Source organism: Ruegeria sp. AA3 (assembly GCF_056542905.1).
On record NZ_JBQGAQ010000001.1, the window covers coordinates 241,566 to 260,259 of the forward strand.

Annotated in this window: 15 protein-coding genes; 4 read left to right on the plus strand and 11 right to left on the minus strand. The window is 56.4% G+C overall.

Annotated elements, in window-relative coordinates; genetic code table 11:
- The first annotated feature begins 132 nt into the window (after nt 1-132).
- Nucleotides 133-1,701, plus strand: coding sequence for a glycerol-3-phosphate dehydrogenase (glpD, locus tag ACR0JR_RS01210; RefSeq protein ID WP_170778917.1), 1,569 nt, complete (start codon nt 133-135; stop codon nt 1,699-1,701).
- Between the two features lie 73 nt (nt 1,702-1,774).
- Here the strand turns inward: glpD and ACR0JR_RS01215 are convergent, their stop codons facing one another.
- From ACR0JR_RS01215 to ACR0JR_RS01260, 10 genes are all read right to left on the minus strand, one after another.
- Complete coding sequence (locus ACR0JR_RS01215; RefSeq protein ID WP_170778915.1) at nt 1,775-4,912, minus strand: efflux RND transporter permease subunit; 3,138 nt, start codon at nt 4,910-4,912, stop codon at nt 1,775-1,777.
- Nucleotides 4,913-4,915: 3 nt separating this feature from the next.
- Nucleotides 4,916-6,094, minus strand: a complete 1,179-nt coding sequence (locus ACR0JR_RS01220; protein WP_170778913.1) for an efflux RND transporter periplasmic adaptor subunit — start codon at nt 6,092-6,094, stop codon at nt 4,916-4,918.
- A gap of 293 nt (nt 6,095-6,387) precedes the next feature.
- Nucleotides 6,388-8,106: a methionine--tRNA ligase gene (gene metG / locus ACR0JR_RS01225; protein WP_480454725.1), complete on the minus strand. Its 1,719-nt coding sequence runs from the start codon at nt 8,104-8,106 to the stop codon at nt 6,388-6,390.
- 102 nt (nt 8,107-8,208) lie between these two features.
- Nucleotides 8,209-9,432 (minus strand): MFS transporter, encoded by a 1,224-nt coding sequence (locus ACR0JR_RS01230; RefSeq protein WP_480454726.1) that lies wholly within the window; start codon nt 9,430-9,432, stop codon nt 8,209-8,211.
- 80 nt (nt 9,433-9,512) lie between these two features.
- Nucleotides 9,513-10,109, minus strand: a complete 597-nt coding sequence (locus ACR0JR_RS01235; RefSeq protein ID WP_480454727.1) for a YceI family protein — start codon at nt 10,107-10,109, stop codon at nt 9,513-9,515.
- A complete protein-coding gene (locus ACR0JR_RS01240; RefSeq protein WP_480454728.1) occupies nt 10,106-11,320 on the minus strand; it encodes an MFS transporter in 1,215 nt (404 codons plus the stop codon). Before ACR0JR_RS01240 ends, ACR0JR_RS01235 begins: the two co-directional genes overlap by 4 nt.
- Nucleotides 11,321-11,363: 43 nt before the next feature.
- Nucleotides 11,364-11,990 (minus strand): ImuA family protein, encoded by a 627-nt coding sequence (locus ACR0JR_RS01245; RefSeq protein ID WP_480454729.1) that lies wholly within the window; start codon nt 11,988-11,990, stop codon nt 11,364-11,366.
- A gap of 49 nt (nt 11,991-12,039) precedes the next feature.
- Nucleotides 12,040-12,621, minus strand: coding sequence for a retropepsin-like aspartic protease family protein (locus tag ACR0JR_RS01250; protein ID WP_480454730.1), 582 nt, complete (start codon nt 12,619-12,621; stop codon nt 12,040-12,042).
- Between the two features lie 41 nt (nt 12,622-12,662).
- Nucleotides 12,663-13,283 (minus strand): MarC family protein, encoded by a 621-nt coding sequence (locus tag ACR0JR_RS01255; RefSeq protein ID WP_170539242.1) that lies wholly within the window; start codon nt 13,281-13,283, stop codon nt 12,663-12,665.
- A complete protein-coding gene (locus tag ACR0JR_RS01260; protein ID WP_480454731.1) occupies nt 13,280-15,133 on the minus strand; it encodes an ABC-F family ATP-binding cassette domain-containing protein in 1,854 nt (617 codons plus the stop codon). The genes ACR0JR_RS01255 and ACR0JR_RS01260 overlap by 4 nt, the downstream gene beginning before the upstream one ends.
- Nucleotides 15,134-15,238: 105 nt before the next feature.
- Here ACR0JR_RS01260 and ACR0JR_RS01265 point away from each other — a divergent pair, with 105 nt between their 5' ends.
- Both ACR0JR_RS01265 and ndk read left to right on the plus strand, forming a co-directional pair.
- Nucleotides 15,239-16,441: a multidrug effflux MFS transporter gene (locus tag ACR0JR_RS01265; protein WP_480454732.1), complete on the plus strand. Its 1,203-nt coding sequence runs from the start codon at nt 15,239-15,241 to the stop codon at nt 16,439-16,441.
- Nucleotides 16,442-16,545: 104 nt separating this feature from the next.
- On the plus strand, nt 16,546-16,968 hold the full coding sequence (gene ndk, locus ACR0JR_RS01270) for a nucleoside-diphosphate kinase (RefSeq protein WP_010439579.1): 423 nt from the start codon (nt 16,546-16,548) through the stop codon (nt 16,966-16,968).
- A 62-nt stretch (nt 16,969-17,030) separates the two neighbouring features.
- On the opposite strand, the gene ACR0JR_RS01275 is transcribed toward ndk, so the two are convergent.
- The gene (locus ACR0JR_RS01275; protein ID WP_170469648.1) at nt 17,031-17,378 is read right to left on the minus strand and encodes a TfoX/Sxy family protein; all 348 of its coding nucleotides are present in this window, start codon (nt 17,376-17,378) and stop codon (nt 17,031-17,033) included.
- A 91-nt stretch (nt 17,379-17,469) separates the two neighbouring features.
- On the opposite strand from ACR0JR_RS01275, the gene ACR0JR_RS01280 reads away from it, so the two are divergent.
- Complete coding sequence (locus ACR0JR_RS01280; protein WP_480454734.1) at nt 17,470-18,693, plus strand: cytochrome P450; 1,224 nt, start codon at nt 17,470-17,472, stop codon at nt 18,691-18,693.
- The last annotated feature ends 1 nt before the right edge of the window (nt 18,694 follow it).

The window sequence follows — 18,694 nt, forward strand, 5'->3', positions numbered from 1 at the left end:
TATTGTGCAGTTATTGCAAAAATTTCGAGAATTTTGATTGCAACCGAACATTTACGAAAAGTTATGTTGACGATACGAAGTGTTGTGATGCTAATGCCATCGAAACTGCCACTTTTAGGGAATCGTTTGGATATGTCATCAGACAGCAGTCAGGTAACCGATCTTTTCATAATCGGTGGCGGCATCAACGGGTGCGGAATTGCAAGGGACGCTGCGGGGCGGGGATTGTCTGTCACTTTGGCAGAGATGAACGATCTGGCGTCTGCCACCTCCTCGGCGTCGACCAAACTGTTCCATGGTGGGCTAAGGTATTTGGAATTTTTTGAGTTCCGTTTGGTCCGCGAAGCTCTGATAGAGCGGGAAACGCTGCTGCGCGCGATGCCGCATATCAGTTGGCCGATGCGTTTCGTGTTACCGTATCACGCCGATATGCGTTTTGATTCTGAGACGCCAACCTCGCGATTGCTGAGTACGGTGATGCCATGGATGCGTGGGCGACGCCCGGCCTGGCTGATCCGGTTGGGTTTGTTTTTGTACGATAATCTTGGCGGCCGCAAAATCCTGCCGGGAACGCGCGCGTTGAACCTGCGCTCTGTGCCTGAGGGCGCGCCTTTGCAAGACAAGTTCGAAACAGCCTACGAATACTCGGATTGCTGGGTCGAAGATTCTCGGCTGGTGGTTCTGAACGCCCGTGACGCTGAGGCAAGGGGCGCGAAGATCAGGGTTCGGACCGAAGTTCTTGCGGCCAGGCGTGTTGATGACATGTGGCATATCACGATCCGTGATCAGCAGAGCGGTGAGACTGAGACAATTCTGGCAAAGATGTTGATCAATGCAGGTGGCCCGTGGGTGGGCGATATCATTCAGACCAAGATCCACATAAATTCACGCGAAGGGGTCCGGTTGGTGCGGGGCAGTCATATCGTGACGCCCAAACTGTTTGATCACGACAAATGCTACTTCTTTCAGGGTGAGGATGGGCGCATCATCTTTGCCATTCCTTACGAGCAGGATTTTACCCTGATTGGCACCACAGATCAGGATCATTCTGATCCATCGGAGCGGCCAGTTTGCACCGAGGCCGAGCAGGAGTACTTATGCGCATTTGCCACGAAGTATTTTAAGAAACCGGTGACACGTGCTGATATCGTCTGGACCTATTCCGGCGTGCGTCCACTTTATGATGACGGCGCAAGCAGTGCCACCGCAGCGACCCGAGACTATACGCTGAAGGTTGATGCCACAGGCGGCGCTCCGGTTCTGAATGTCTTTGGCGGCAAAATCACCACATACCGGCGCCTCGCGGAAAGCGCGTTGGAGAAGATCGGAGAGTACTTCCCAGATCTTGCAGGGCCTTGGACGGCCGGGGTAGCGCTGCCCGGAGGAGATTTCCCCGTTGATGGTGCGCCAGATTTAGTCCGGCAGGTGCAGACGGATTATCCTTTCCTCACCGAAGCTTGGGCGCATCGGCTGGTCCGAGCGTACGGCACCGAAGCTTGGGACATTCTGGGGGCGGCCAAAGATCAGACCGATTTGGGCGAGGATTTTGGGGCGACCCTGACCGAGACCGAACTTGTCTGGTTGATGGACAAGGAATACGCGCGCACCGCCGAGGACGTTATATGGCGTCGCAACAAGTTGGGACTACGACTAAGCCCCGAGCAGATTGATCGGCTCGATGACTGGATGACAAATCGGTAACGCAACAACCAGTCGCTTCACACGAAAAAAACGCCCCGCTGTTCTGCGGGGCGTATTCGTTTTATTGCCGTTTTTACGCGGTTTCCTCTGACGGTCCTGGATCATTCTTGCTCCCTTTGATCCACTCTCGCATGCTTTGCATAACGGCATAGAGGACGGGAACCAGAATGACGCCGAACAGTGTCGCAGCAAGCATACCGCCAAATACGGCCACACCAATGGCCTTCTGACTTGCCGCCCCGGCACCATTTGCCGCCAGCAATGGAACCACGCCCAGCAGGAAGGACAACGCGGTCATCATCACGGCGCGGAAACGCTGGAAGGCAGCTTCGACCGCGGCGTCTTTAACGGACAGCCCCTTGGCCCTTTGTTCCATCGCAAATTCGACGATGAGAATCCCGTTCTTTGACGCAAGCCCGACCAGCATGATCATCCCGATCTGCGTGTAGAGGTTGATGTCGCTGCCCACGATTGCCACCGCTGCGACGGCACCGAACAAGGCCACGGTCACCGACATCAGGATCGAAACGGGCATCGTCCAGCTTTCATATTGGCCGACAAGGAAGAGGTACCCGAACAGGATTGCTAATCCTAGGATCACGACAACCAGGTTGCCTGATGCCAGCTGTTGTTGCGCGGTCCCGGTCCATTCAAAAGCATAACCGGGGGGCAGAGCGGTCGCCGATTCTTCGGTCATAGCGGTGATGGCGTCACCGGTTGACAATCCGGCCGCTGGAACTGCGGTCACAGTCGCAGAACGGAACAGATTGTGCCGTTTCAGCAGAACCGGGCCCAGTACGTTCTCGACGTCGATCAATGTGCCCAACGGCACCATCTCGCCTTTGGTGGAGCGTACATAGAGGTCCGAGATATCCTCGACCTTGTTCCGGTACGAGCCTTCGGCCTGGATCATGACGCGGTAAACACGACCAAACAGGTTAAAGTCGTTTACGTAATATGAACCAAGCTGCGCCTGCATGGTCTGGAAGATCTCGGCCACCGAGACCTGCAGCGTCTTGGCTTTTTCCCGGTCCAGATCAACGAAAAGCTGCGGGACGTTTGCGCGGAAAGTGGTGTAGGCCTGTGCGATTTCAGGCCTCTGGTTCGCGGCATAGACATATGAGCCCACTGCTGACGCCAGATCCTGCGGTGATCCGCCTCCGGTTTGCTGTACCTCCATTTCAACGCCGGCGGACATGCCCAAGCCCTGAATGGGCGGCGGGTTGAACGCCACAATCGACGCTGCGGATTCCTGGTTTGCAATCGCCAGAACTTTGCCCAGAATGGCATCGGCGCTCAGATCAGGTTCTTGCCGCTCCTCCCAGTTGGTGAGGTTGACGAAAATGGCCGCTCCGTTTGTCGTCGTGCCGTTAAGCAGCGAGAACCCGTTCACCAGAACGGTGCTCGCGACACCGGGGATATCTTGAATCTGCGCATCCAGACGTGCCGAGACAGTTTCGGTGCGTTCCAGCGTTGCGGCGTCGGGCAGTTGGATGTCGACAAACAGATAGCCATTATCCTCAAGCGGAATAAACCCTTTCGAGGTGACACCCATGATGGACCCTGTACCGGCAGCGAAGGCCGCGATGATGCCCAGTGAAATCACCGGCAGGATCAGCAATTTTCGTACGATTGCGGTATATCCGTTGCGCATCGAACCGATGAACCCTTCGAACATAGCCAGCAACCCAGTTGGGGGACCAGAGCGTGCCTTCAGAACCAATCCACACAAGGCCGGAGACAATGTCAGGGCGTTGATCGATGAGATCACGACAGCGGTCGAGATCGTGACCGCGAACTGAGAATAAAGCCGCCCTGAAATACCAGGCATAAAGGTGACGGGTACGAACACTGCCAGCAAAACCAGGGTTGTCGCAATCACCGGACCGGTGATTTGACCCATCGCTTTGCGTGTCGCTTCGGCAGGAGGCAGCCCCTCATCCGCGATGATACGCTCGACATTTTCAACTACGACAATGGCGTCATCCACCACGATGCCGATGGCTAGCACCAGCGCAAATAGTGAGATCGTGTTGAGCGACATGCCGAATGCCAGAAGGAATGCGAATGTTCCAATCAGTGAGACGGGAATTGCCACCGCGGGAATAATAGTCGCGCGCCAACTGCCAAGGAATATGAACACGACCGTAATCACGAGTATGAATGTCAGGATCAGTGTTGACACCACGTCATTGAGCGATTGTTCCACAAAGTCTGTCGTGTTGAACGGAACGGCATATTCTACATCCGACGGAAAGGCTCGGGACAGACGGTCTAGCTCGGCTTCAACACGTTCGGAAACCGCAAGCGCGTTCGCGCCAGGGGCCTGATAGATACCGATAACCGTTGCCGGAACGCTTTGAAAATAACCCGAAGCTGAATAAAACTGCGCACCAAGCTCTGTGCGAGCGATGTCTTTGACACGTACAATCGCGCCTGCATCCCCGGTGCGGATAACGATATCTCCGAACTCATCAGCAGAGGTCAGGCGGCCTTTGGTCTTGATCGTGTATTGAAAGGTTTGCCCTTCTGGAACAGGCGGTGATCCAATCGATCCAGCCGATACTTCGATATTCTGCTCGCGGATTGCGTTTATGACATCACCCGGAGTGATCGACAGCGCGGCCATCTTATCCGGATCCATCCATATCCGCATCGCGTATTCCAGATTGGTCAGAACATCAGCCTTACCTACGCCCTGAACGCGTGCCAGCGCGTCTTTCAGGTTGATCGAGGCATAGTTCGAAAGAAACACGCTGTCATACGTGCCATTGGGCGAGGTCAGCGTGACCAGCAGCAGCATGTTTGTTGACGCTTTTTGGGTTACCACGCCCGATGAGGTCACTTCGCTCGGCAACGAGGCCATGGCCTGCGCGACGCGGTTCTGCACGTTGACCGATGCAATATCAGGATCGGTGCCAACTTCAAACGTTACATTCAGAGAATAAGAACCGTTATCTGACGAAGTTGACGTCATATAGATCATGTCGTCCACGCCGTTGACCTGCGCCTCGATTGGCGCGGCTACGGTGTTCTCGACAGTTTCGGCATTCGCGCCGGTATAGGTGGCGGTTACACTGACAACCGGAGGCGTGATATCAGGGAATTGCGCAACCGGCAGAACCATATAACCGATCCCGCCCAAGATGGTCAGGACCAGCGAAATTACAAGCGCCAGCTTGGGCCGGCTGATGAACAGGGCAGAGAACATCTGTTATTCTCCTGGCTGCTCAGAGGCGACAACGGCATCGACGGCGACGCCGGGACGAACGCGCTGCAGACCTTCGACGATCACACTTTCGCCCTCACGCAGACCATCCGTTACGATAATGGCCGAGTCGACGGGGTCTCCGGTTGTGATGTAGCGCTGCTCGACCATCTGTTTGTCATTGACGACCAATACGAATTCCCCGCGTTGGTCACGTTGCAGGGCCGCTTGAGGGATCAATACCTGCAGCGTTGGCTCCAACGCTTCGATCTGGACGTTTACGAACGCGCCATCGACAAGCAGACGTTTGGCATTTTCGAACTGAGCTGTGAGGGTGATCGCACCAGTCAACGGGTCAATGCGGTTATCTACAAAAATGATTTCGCCTGTCTCATCCAGTGCGGTTCCATTCGGCAAGGTCACATGGACGTTTGGACTTTTGTTGCTTTCTGCCAGGGTCGCTGGATCTTCACCAATTTGTTCAAGAACCGAGGTGAACTGTTTCTCGTTCAATGAAAAATTCACGTAGATGGGGGCCTCGCTAACCAGCGTGACGAGGGGTGGATTATTGGGGCCGACGACGTCGCCAACACTAATTTCGACCCGACCGATCCGACCAGAAAATGGCGCGTGAATCTGGGTATAGCTGAGATCAAGCTCGGCCTGCTGGATGGCCGCATTCGCAGCTTTTACCTCGGCTTCCGCAACCAATTCGTTGGCACGTGCGATATCACGTTCGGATTCGGGTGTGGCGTCTCGCTTGTACAGTTCTTCCTTACGTGCCAGATCGACTTTGGCCAGTTCAAGGTTGGCCTCGGCGCGGTCAAGATCAGCTTTGCGCGCTTCCAGAGTTGCTTGGTAAAGGTCTGGTTCGATCGTGAACAGCAAGTCATCTTTAGACACTGGGGCGCCGTCATCTACGTTCTGACTGTCCAGAAACCCGCTGACGCGCGCGACGATGTCGACCTTGTCGATGGCCTCGGCCCGCCCAATGAACGTCGCCTGATCAGTAATCTCTTCTGTATAGGCCGCCGCGATCGAGACCTTTGGCGCGGGGGCGTCTGACTGATCCTGTGCCGTAACTGAGTGCGGAAGGATGGACCATGCGATTACAGCGAGAGATGCGCCTATTGTCCTGAAGTATCCGCGACGGCGGTATGTGGGCTTTTTAAATACAAAGGACATGATGACGCCTCGTTCAAACTAAAGATAATGCGCCCGGGCATCAGATATGCGCGGACGAGTCGAGTGATGTTTCAGGCAGGATGGCGGGTTTGGCGCAGTTTCTCAAGCATGTTGAGACTTCCTGCGAAGTTCAGATGATAAAGAATTTCTTTCCAATTGGCAGACTTAGCTTGCGCCAACAGCAGAATTGCAGAGGAAAGGGCACCTTTTTAGGGCCAGTGGGTCTGCTGAATAAAACACGACAGAGGATTGGTCAGCCCTCTGCCGCTGCATTCACAGATGAAGATTTGTTGTTATTTACGCGTCCCCGCGAAGCGATTCTGCCAGTCTTCACGTTGCTCATCGGTGACCTTGGCGAACAGCACATCGGGAACCGTGAAGTCGTGGCCTGCGGGTAGGGCACGCAGTGCGGCGTCGACGTCATCAGGCCAGCTAGTGTCCAGCGTGTTCATCGCGCTGAGCATTTTTGCCGAGGTTTCAGGAATAAACGGCGCGCTCAGAACCGCATAGAGACGGATCAAGTTCAGTCCCAGCCTAACTTGAACCGCAGCCAGCGCCGGGTCTTCCTTGAAAGTTGACCAGGGGGCCGCGGCCTGCAGGTATTCGTTGCCCGCGACCCAGATCGCCCGCAACTCCTGCGCAGATTTGCGCACTTCCATTGCTTCCATGTGGCCCTCATAGGCGCGGATGCGTCGGGTCAGTTCTGCGATAAGCGTTTGCTCATGCTCACCATATTCACCATCACCCGGAACGGCCTCACCGAACTTGGAGCGGCAGAACTTGGTGATCCGGCTGACAAAGTTGCCCAGAACGTCAGCGAGGTCCTTGTTGACCGATTGCTGGAAGTTTTCCCAGGTGAATTCGCTGTCGCTGCTTTCCGGCGCATGGCTCAAAAGCCACCAGCGCCAGTAGTCGGCAGGCAGAAGCTCCAGCGCCTGATCCATGAACACGCCGCGCCCTTGTGAGGTTGAGAACTGGCCGCCGTCATAGTTCAGATAGTTGAATGATTTCAGGTGATCGACCATCTTCCACGGCTCGCCCGATCCCAGAATGGTAGCCGGGAAGCTGAGCGTGTGGAACGGCACGTTGTCTTTGCCCATGAACTGGACGTAACGCACGTCATCTGCGCCTTTGTCGGTGCGCCACCAGCATTCCCACTCGGCATCGGACTTACCGTTGGCATCCGCCCATTCCTTTGCGCAGGCGATGTATTCGATGGGCGCGTCGAACCAGACGTAGAAGACCTTGCCTTCCATTCCAGGCCAGTCCTGATCGCCTTTCTTAACCGGAACACCCCAATCCAGATCGCGGGTGATCCCGCGGTCCTGCAGACCGTCGCCATCATGCAACCATTTCTTTGCAATCGAGGTGGTCAGGATCGGCCAGTCAGTCTTGCTGTCAATCCACGCATCCAACTGATCCTTCATAGCGGATTGGCGCAGATACAGGTGCTTGGTCTCGCGCACCTCTAAATCAGTCGAACCGGAAATCGCTGAGCGGGGCTCGATCAGGTCGGTCGGGTCCAACTGTTTGGTGCAATTCTCGCACTGATCACCACGCGCGCGATCATAGCCGCAATTGGGGCATGTACCCTCGATGTAACGGTCAGGTAGAAACCTGCCGTCGGCGTTTGAATAAACCTGCTTCTCGCTGACCTCGCGGATCAGCCCGGCCTCATCCAGTTTGCCTGCGAAGTGCTGGGTCAGGTTACGGTTCTGATCGCTGGATGAACGGCCAAAGTGGTCAAAACTCAGACCAAAGCGTTTTGCGATGTCTGCCTGCACCGCATACATATCGGCGCAGTATTCCGCGACGGGTTTGCCCGCTTTCGCCGCAGCCAGTTCCGCAGGGGTGCCGTGTTCGTCGGTTGCGCACAGGAACATGACCTCATTCCCCCGACCACGCAGATAGCGCGCGTATAGATCGGCGGGCAACTGCGAGCCGATCAGATTGCCGAGGTGTTTGATCCCGTTGATATAAGGGATCGCCGAGGTGATGAGAATCCGAGCCATTTTGCGTTTCCAGATAACTGTCTGCGCGCCCGTCTACAGTATGTCGGCGGTTAGCAAAAGGCCGGGTTTTGCGACTCTGTGTAATTCACACTGAAATCGCGCTTAGTGCTTTTCACGCGAACCTTTCAGCAATCTGCCAATCGTAAACGAAGTACGCGGCGCATAGACGTAATTTGTCCGTTCGTCGGGCGTTGGGCGCGAGCGCATGCGGGCAAGGCCAAACACGATCAGGAATGCATGACCCAGAGCCACGAAGGCAAATAGGGCGCCAGGGCCGAACTGCTGGATCAACGTGGATGAGATGTATGGTGAGGCAATCGCCCCCAGCGCGTACCAAAACATCAGCGCCGCGGCCAGTTCCACGCGTTGTTCGGTGGTGGCAAAGTCATTTGCATGGGCTGATGAAACCGAGAAGATCGGGAATGTGGTCAGGCCGAAAAAGCCCGCTGTCAGCATGACGCCGACTGTGCCGGTTCCGCTGGCCAACATTGTGATGCCGCAACTTAAGACCGCTGCTGCCGATAGCCAGATCAACACCCAGCGTCGGTCATATTTGTCGGCCAGCCAGCCCAGCGGGTACTGTGCTAGTGCGCCGCCCAGAACGAATGAGGCCAGAAAGAACGCAATCTGATCGACAGCCAGCCCCACCTCCTGACCGTAAACCGGGCCGACCATTCGAAATGAGGCCGAGCTTAGGGCTGCGACGATGACCCCGGCCACTGCAAGCGGTGAGTTTTGCCACGCCAGCCGGGGCCGTAAGCGTGGTGCGTCCGGGGTTTTGGGTTGGCTCGCGCGTGTTAAGGTTAAAGGCAGTAGCGATGCGCAGCATAAAATGGCCAGAAGATTATATGAAACATAGGATGCCGGAGGCAGAACCGCGATGATCAACTGTGCGCAGAGCGAGGCGCCCAGATCCGCGATGCGATAGCTTCCCATCACACGTCCACGTGATTCATTTGTGACCTTTGCATTTAGCCACGCCTCAATCACCGTGTAGCACCCGGCAACGCAAGTGCCCGACGCGATCCGTAGGATGGCCCAGACATAGGGGTTCTCTGTCAGCGTGTGTCCCAACAGCCCCATCGCACCCAAGGCGGTGCAAACGGCAAATGCGCGCGAGTGTCCGACGCTTCCCATCAGGCGCGGTGCCCACCAGCAGCCAATGAAAAAGCCGAGGAAATGCGAAGACCCCAACAGACCGATCTGTTCTTTCGAAAAGTTCAGTGTCAGGCCCGAGATCGCATCCAATGGCCCGACACCGCCGGTCGACAATTGCAATAGTATGACCGAAAGAAAAAGTGCGGCAAATGAAATGATCGTACGCATGATGGGGGCAGCTTGTCTTTGTTGTCACGAATTGCGCGTGTCTATTCGACACCTTAGCGTCGTTTTTTGGCGTTCCTTGGCTAATCCTGTCGAATGATTTCGGCTCGGATGTTTAAACCAATCATTGGCTGTACCAGATCAGGATAGCCTGAGGCACCAAATTCGTGCCGATTAAGCGCGCCCACCAACCTTATGAACAGGATGTCCAGATCATCCACTGCGCTGCCTGGTCTTCGATAAAGATCGGCTTTCAGCGTTACGGGACGGGTTACATCACGCACTGTCAGATCACCCGTTACTGTCGCGCCTTCCGAGATGCGACCAGTGGGTCCAAGTTGAATTTTGGTCGTGACGAACCGAATGGTTGGATATCGGGCAGCGTTCAACACGCTGCTGCCTAGCATTGGACCGCGCGCAAAGGGCAATTTCGTACGAGCTCGGGCCACGTCCATCACAACATCGACCCTACTGTTTTGAAGGCGTCTCGTGTCGATTAGAATCTGCGCCGTCTGAGCTGGCATCGTACCTGTTTGTGCTGTGCCAGACAGAGTGTAGGTAAATTCAACCGAGCTGCGCGCCGTTGCCAGAACGTACGGGGTGAGTGCTGCATGAGCGTCGCGCGCGAACGGTAGAGCCGCAAGGCCAGCGATGAGTGTGCGGCGCGTGAGGTCGGTCATGCCAATGCTGTGTCGCCGCGTGGCCTTGAGCGTTTCAAGAGCATCAGCAGGATGGCGATGTTCATGCCATTCCAAACGATGCCGTTGATAAAGGCGAGTTGATAGTTGCCGGTTACATCGTAGATCCAGCCGGACATCCAGCCGCCCAGAGCCATGCCCAGAATGGTCATCATCAAGACTAAGCCGACGCGCGCGCCGGCCTCTTGTGGCGGCATGTATTCGCGCACAACCAGCGCGTAGCTTGGCACGATACCACCCTGCGCCAATCCAAACAGCATGCTGACAACGTATAGCGAAACCATTCCGTCGTAGGGCAGAAACAGGAACAATGCGATACATTGCAGGGTCGAGCCGATCAGCAGCGTGGAAAGTCCACCCAATTGGTCCGCAACCAGCCCCGAGATTATTCGGCTGACCACACCTCCCAGTAGCATTAGTGACAGCATTTCAGCCCCGACCGCTGGGCCGTAGCCGAGGCCGATGCAATAGGACACGATATGGACCTGTGGCATCGACATTGCCACGCAGCAGCCGATACCCGCCAACCCGAGGATGTATTGCAGGGCGCGGGGTGAAAAGCCGACGCTCTGAGCCTTGATCTGTGCTGCTGCTGCTGCGGTGCTGTGCGCTTCGACCGGAACTTGGCGACGTAGGAGCAGGGACAGGGGTATGACAACGACCAATGTGATGAGGGCGAGGCTCAGATAAACCTGTTGCCATCCTTCGCGCTGCAGAATGCCCGATAACAGCGTAGGCCAGATTGCACCTGAAAGGTAGTTGCCACTGGCCACCAGCGCCACAGCAACCCCGCGCCTGCGCATGAACCAATGCGAGATATCGGCGATCAGTGGCCCAAACCCGATCGATGTTCCAAGACCCAGCAACAGATGCGCGACTGAAAGGAGGGCAATGTTCGGTGCAAGCGTGGCCAGCAAATAGCTTAATGCGCTTAATAGGGCGGCCCCGATCAGAGCCTTTGTCACGCCCAGATTATCCACCAGCTTTCCAAGCCACATGTTGCCAAAGGCAAAACCGATCATGGTGAGCGTATAGGGCATCGATGCGGCGGCTCTGCCTGCTCCAAAATCGGCCTCGATGGCGGGCATCACGACAACCACAGCCCACATGCCCACATTGACCACCGTTGCGATCGCCAGAGTGATCAGCAGGCGAAGCCAGGAGTATCGGCTGTCATGGATCGGATGTGTCATGCGGGCACGCTAGGGTGCATGTTCTGCTTTGACCAGTCACAAGTTATGTGAACGTGGGTGCGTCTTCGGTTTTGATCTGTTGTAACTGCAGGCCGAAATGGGGGGCCGTCCGCGTCACGTGCCAACTGGCCGGGGGCAGGGCGCGGGCGCGGCGGCGGGTCAGGTGCCAACTGCAGGCCTCGTCCCGATAAGTCGGCTCCATATGCCAGCGCGTCTCGATCCCCTGCGCGCCGCCATCGTCAGGTGTCAGCAACAGCCCCAGAGGGGCCTGACCCGATGTGCCACCCTGTTCGGCGGCCAGATGCAACCGACGAACAGGGGTCAGACCCGGCGGGCCGGGCAGGTCGCCGATGACCAGAGGCGCGGCACCACTGCGCAAGGCTTCTTCCATGCACCACAACAGGTCTTCGGGTTTATCAGGGCGGATCAGCAGAAACCGGGACGGGTCAGCAAAAGGTAACATGCCTTCGGGATGCAGCTGGGCGACCTCCCACGCTGGGGCAATCCACATTACCGGACCCTGAGTTTGCCCCGCCACCCACAGGGCAAAACTGCGCCGGGCAGGGCCGCAGGCCTCGTGCACACGGGCCAGTTGTAGGCTGATCTGTGGGTGCAGGGCCACGCCGAGTGGGGTGCGCGCGGGCTTGCGGCCAAGAAGATGGGTGGACATGCCAATCAAACTAGCATGTTCTTATTTTGTTCTCAATTGAGGATTGCCGTCAGCGCGACAAAATCAGGCGTCCGTCAGCAAACTGGATGTTCGAAAAACGATGCAGATATTCCATCCCCAGCAGGGATTGATCCAGATCGCCCTCATTGATCGAGGCCGGGATATTGCGATCAGTGATCGGGCCCAGGGACAGGCTGTCCAGCCGAATCGGAGCCGTACGCACGATGCCATTGGCCGTCGAAGCGCGGCCCAGATAGTTCAATTGATCCGTATCGATTCCAATTCGTTCGGCATCTTTCGGACTAATGACGATATTGCTGGCCCCGGTATCGACCAGAAAGGTCACGGCTTTGCCATTTACAAGCATCGGCAAATAGTAGTGTCCATCATACGAACGGGGCACTTCGATCCTCTGATCGGTTACGGTCAGCTGTGGGGTAGGGCTGACGGTCGAGCGGATGTCATCCCACAGCCCGACTACGGCGATGACGCCGATAAAGATGAACACCCAAGCCGCGACCTGCTGCATGGTTTTGCCCAATGACTGGCGGTTCTGAGTTAAAAACCACATCAACAGGGCGGCTCCCAGCAGAACCAGATAGGTCAATCGCCCAAAATCTTCGCCGTCCATTCAATCACCCGAATACAGTTGTCTGATGCCAATATGGTGCCTCAGGAGGCGAAACCAAAGGCTTTTAGGCCATCTAGAATGAACTGAACCGATAGTGCGGCCAGCAGCATACCCAGCAGCCGTGTCAGTACGTTCAACCCGGTTTTGCCCAAGATGCGAGCAATCAGACCTCCGGCCAGAAAGAACACAAAAACAACCAGCATGACGCCCAGCATGACGGCACAGGCGGCTGCGATCCCCTGAATGCCGGGGTTTTGTCCCGCCAACAGAATGATAGTTGCGATCGAGCCTGGTCCGGCGATCAGAGGAATGGCCAACGGGAACACCGACGGGTCAGGATGCTCTTCCTCTTCCGCACGGTTCTCGCGCCGCTTGTTGCGCCGCTCGAATAGCATGTCGAGCGCGGTCAGGAACAACAATGCGCCGCCGGCCACTTTGAACGCAGGCATCGAGATACCAATAAAGCCCAGAACCGCCTCACCAAACGCGGCGAAGGCGATCAGGATGAAAACGGCGGTCAAGCAACTGCGAATGGCAATCTTACGGCGCGTTGCGGCATCCATGTCCTGTGTCAAAGCAACAAAGACCGGCGTAGTGCCGAACGGGTCGATCACCACGAACATCGTGGTGAAAGCAGTTATGAAAAAGGCCATGTCGATCATGCTGCGCTCTCTGCCTGTTCCAAGCGTTCTGCGGCGGCGACCCAAAGGGCCTCAGCCTTTTGCATGGCCTCGACCACCTCGGCGAACTTGCGGTTCCAGGTTTCCAGATCGTTGATCCGGTCGTCTTCATAGAGCGCCGGATCCGCCAGCTTGGCCGATAGCTTGTCGTGCATATTCGTGAGTTTCTCGACCCGATCTTCACATTTGCGCAGATCCGCGCGCAGCGCCAATACCGTCTCGCGTGATGCACGTTTGGGTTTGGCGGTCTGCGGTTTCTCTTTGACCGGTTTTTCGCGGGCCAAAAGAAGGGCGCGATAGGCCTCAAGATCGCCGTCGAACGGCTTCACAGTGCCATCCGAAACCAACCAAAGCCGGTCGGCGACCAGCGACAGTAGATGCATGTCGTGGCTGACCAAGATAACCGCGCCGGAATAGGCAGTCAGCGCCTCAACCAACGCTTCGCGGCTTTCGATGTCCAGGTGGTTCGTCGGCTCGTCGAGGATCAGCATGTGCGGTGCGTCGATTGTAGCAATCAGCAGCGACAAACGCGCCTTTTGCCCACCTGACAGACGACCGACTAGCGTTTCCGCCTGATCCGAATTCAACCCGAACCCCGCCAGGCGCGAGCGCCACTTGCCGGGTGCCTCATTCGGGCGCAGGCGGCGCAGGTGATCCAAAGGCGTTTCGTCCACATGCAGCTCATCCACCTGATGCTGTGCGAAATAGCCGATGCGCAGCTTGGAACTGCGGGTCATTTTTCCCGCCATCAGGGGCAGTCGGTCGGACAGCAGTTTCGAAAGGGTCGACTTGCCTTGACCGTTCTTGCCCAGCAAAGCGATGCGATCGTCCTGATCAATGCGTAGGTTCAGTCGTCGCAGAACCTCGGTCTCGCCATAGCCAGTCACACCGCCCTCAAGCTGGATGATCGGGGGCGACAGCTCTTCCGGCTCGGGGAAGGAAAAGGCGCGCAAAGCTGCCTCTTGTGGGGTTGAGACCAGCTGGATGCGCTCAATCATTTTGAGGCGGGATTGGGCCTGAACCGCCTTTGACGCTTTGTAACGGAAGCGATCCACGAAACTTTGCAAATGTGCGATGCGCGCCTTGGCTTTGGCATTCTCGGATTCTGCCTGCGCCAGACGTTCGGCGCGGCGCTCAGCAAACTTGTCGTAGGGAACCGCATAATATGTCAGCTTGCGGTCTTCGAGATGCAGAATTGAGCCCACCGCACGATTTAGAAGCCCACGGTCGTGGCTGATGATGATGACAGTATGCGGGTATTTCGCCAGATAGCTTTCCAGCCACAGCGCACCTTCGAGGTCCAGATAGTTGGTCGGTTCATCCAGCAGCAGCAGATCGGGCTGTGAAAACAGCACTGCCGCCAGCGCCACGCGCATCCGCCAGCCGCCCGAGAAATCAGAACAGGGCTTCAGCTGATCTTCATCGTCAAAGCCCAGTCCTTTGAGGATCGAGGCCGCGCGCGCTTCAGCCGACCAAGCGTCGATATCAGTCAGACGTGTTTGAATCTCGGCAATCCGATCCGGGTCGGTCGCGCTGTCAGCTTCGGCCATCAATGAACATCGTTCGACATCCGCTGCCAGAACGGTGTTGATCAGCGAGACATCCGACGACGGCACCTCCTGCGCCACGCCGCCGATCCGCGCGCGTTTCGGTAACGAGATATTGCCTGATTCCAGCGACAGCTCACCACGGATCAACCGGAAGAGCGTCGTCTTTCCGGTACCATTGCGCCCGACAAGGCCGACCTTGTGGCCGTCGGGAATGGTCGCGCTGGCCCCGTCGAACAGGGGACGGCCTTCAACGGCATAATTTATATTCTCAATCCGTAGCATGAGGCGCTCTTATCAGAGCATCAAAGACGCCGCCAGAGGTCACCATGTTCAAGCCAGAAGCAATGTGTTAGCGCTGTTCCGGTTTGTCTTCCAAACGGTTTCGATATGCGTCCGGCTCAATCACCTCCGACCCTGATAACGCTGATCTTTGCAACGGCACTCTCGGTTCTGACACTGAACATGTTCCTGCCGTCGCTGGCGCATATGAGCGAAGATTTTGGTGTGGATTATGGCCTGATGAACGTATCTGTGGCCGGGTATCTATGTGTCTCGGCGGTCTTGCAGTTGATCGTCGGGCCGCTGTCGGATCGTTACGGGCGTCGGCCCGTCCTGCTGATCGCGATGACAATATTTGTTGTCGCATCAATCGGGTGCGTGCTGGCAGACTCGATCTGGGCATTCCTTACATTTCGGATGGTTCAGGCGGCGGTGGTGGCCGGGCCAGTTCTGTCGAGCGCTTCGATCCGCGACCGATATCCCCCAAATGAAGCAGCCAGCAAACTGGGCTACGTCGCGATGGCGATGGCGCTGGCACCGATGCTTGGACCGATGCTGGGCGGTGCGCTGGACATGCTGTTCGGTTGGCGCGCCGGGTTCGTAATGTATTCGTTGCTTGGGGCGGGGGTACTAATGCTGTTGTGGGTCGACATGGGTGAAACCAACACCAATCGCTCGTCGACTTTCGCGGCGCAGATGCGCGAATACCCGCATCTGTTTCGCGCACGCAGGTTCTGGGGCTATGCCTTATGCGCTGCGTTCTCCATCGGTGGTTTTTTCAGTTTCATCACCGGCGCGCCGTTGGTCGCTGCAGCCTGGTTTGATCTCAACCCCGCCATGCTAGGCCTTGGGATCGGGATCATCACGGGCGGTTTTATGGTCGGCAACTTTGTTACCGGGCGCATCGCAAAGCGCACTCAACTCACCACAATGATCCTATTCGGTCGGATCGTAGCGTCGGTCGGACCGTTCTGCGGGCTGTTGCTGTTCATCGGCAACATGGGCTCGGTCTGGGTATTTTTCGGTTCCGCCATCTGCGTTGGTTTTGGAAATGGTCTGACCAATGCAAATGCCTCGGCCGGGGTGATGTCGGTGCGCCCGAAACTGGCGGGCAGCGCGGCTGGCTTGTCGGGTGCCTTGATCGTTGCGTTGGGTGCCGTCTTGACCATGATGACCGGGACGTTCGTAAGCCCTGAAAACGGGCCTTATCTGGTGCTAAGCATGATGTGCGGCAGCAGCTTTGTTGGATTGCTGGCTGTGCTCTATGTCCGACGGTTGGATCGTACCGACCCACTGCCTGAGGCGATCTGAGCGATAAACGATCATAACGCTTTTCATGAGGCAAATACCATGTTAGGCGGCGCGCGATGGATTTCGGCGCAGGTTTTGCGCCCTTAAGTCAAGGAGAGGCCAATATGGCACTGGAACGCACATTCTCGATCATCAAGCCCGATGCAACCCGCCGCAATCTGACTGGCAAGATCAATGCCAAGTTTGAAGAAGCTGGCCTGCGCATCGTTGCGCAAAAGCGCATCCACATGACCAAATCCCAAGCAGGCAAGTTCTACGACGTCCATGCTGAGCGTCCGTTCTATGACGAACTGTGCGAATTCATGTCGTCGGCACCGGTTGTTGTCCAGGTTCTGGAAGGCGAAGGCGCAATTGCGAAGAACCGTGAAGTTATGGGTGCGACCAACCCCGCTGATGCTGCCCCCGGCACCATCCGCGCCGAATTCGCCGAGTCGGTTGGCGAAAACTCGGTCCACGGTTCGGACGCTCCGGAAACTGCTGCGGTTGAGATCGCCTACTTCTTCTCGGGCATCGAGCTGGTCGGCTAATCTTTCGTCAGATCAAAGTTTTTGGCCGTGCCCTTGTTGGGCGCGGCATTTTTTTTTGTTGCTTAGACAGGTTTGAGGTCACTTGCCGATACACGCACGCCAACGGCATCCAGATCTGAAATCAACTGGCTTTCAGGCGCCCGACTGGTGCTGGCCTTGATCGCATCGAACCGTTCACGCAATGCCTTCTTTTCCTCGCCTTTACAGTCATTCCATGGGCGCCCTTGCAAGCCCATGACTAAGACATAATAGCCGATGAAATGCGGGCGGGTTCCAGCCTGCAACAGGCGAGCATATGCCTCATCAGCACCAAGATCGCGCAACTCCTGAGCTGTCATAATTCCCGCCCGTGCGCAGGCCTGTTCGAACGCTGGGCCAAGATTGCGGATTGATGAAATCGGGTCAGACATGCCTTGTCTTATCCGGTCCGACGTGGCCTGTCATCTGACAAGGTTGTTTGCTGTAGTCTATTCCGCTACCCAAACGTCAGGGGAGCGAAGCATGAACGACATAAGCCTAAAGAATCTTGCGCAAAATCTAGACCTGACAAACCCGCCCGAGGGGTTTGTCGATGACCCATTTTCCTTTTACGATGCTTTGCTCGAATACGCACCGATACTGCGTCAACCAGATGGTTCCGTACTGTTGTCTCGTCATGCAGATCTGGATGCGATTTATCGCAACACGACGCTCTATTCTTCGGACAAAGAGGCAGCGTTTGGTCCGAAATTTGGAGTTGGCTCGCCGTTGTTCGAGCATCACACAACGTCGCTGGTGTTCTCTGACCCGCCGCTCCACACACGGGTGCGTAAAATCATGACCTCGGCCCTGACGCCGCGCGCAATTGCGCGGATGGAGCCGGGTTTGATCGAAACTGTTGATGTATTGCTCGACGACATGGAAGGCAAAGCACAGGTGGATCTGATTGAGGATTTTGCATCGACGATTCCGATCCAGATCATTGGTAATCTGCTGGACGTCCCTATGGATGAACGTGCACCGCTAAGGGATTGGTCTTTAGCCATTCTTGGTGCTTTGGAACCCGCTTTGACGGAGACACAACTGGAAATAGGCCACAGCGCGGTACGTGAATTTAAAGCCTACCTTCAGGACCTCGTTGCCCGTCGCCGTGCAAAACCGGGTGATCCTGAGATTGATGTTTTGACCCGCCTGATCCGAGGTGAGGGTGCAGATGAAAAATTAAGCGAAATTGAGCTGTTACAGAATTGCATCTTCATCCTGAACGCCGGCCATGAGACCACCACCAATCTGATCGGCAATGGGTTGGCATTGCTGAACGACCATCCGGAACAACGCAAACGCCTGCTGGATAATCCTGACCTGATCGCTTCGACAGTCGAGGAGGTCTTGCGCTTTCGGTCCCCCAATCAGTTTGGCAACAGGGAAACCACGGCTGAGGTTGAGATCAGGGGACATCTGATCGTCAAAGGAACGAACCTGCACCTCAGTATCGGTGCGGCGAACCGCGATCCTGAGGTCTTTCCCGACCCGACGCGTTTTGACATCACGCGCAAACCGAACCGGCATCTGGCGTTCGCAGGCGGTCCGCATGTCTGCGTTGGCCTGACTCTTGCGCGGCTTGAAGGTCGCGTGGCGCTAGGGCGATTACTGAACCGGTTTCCGGATTACCAACTTCAGGAACCTAGGGTGCGAGGTGGCCGCATTCGCTTTCATGGGTATGCCTCTCTCCCTGCGATTCTTTAGT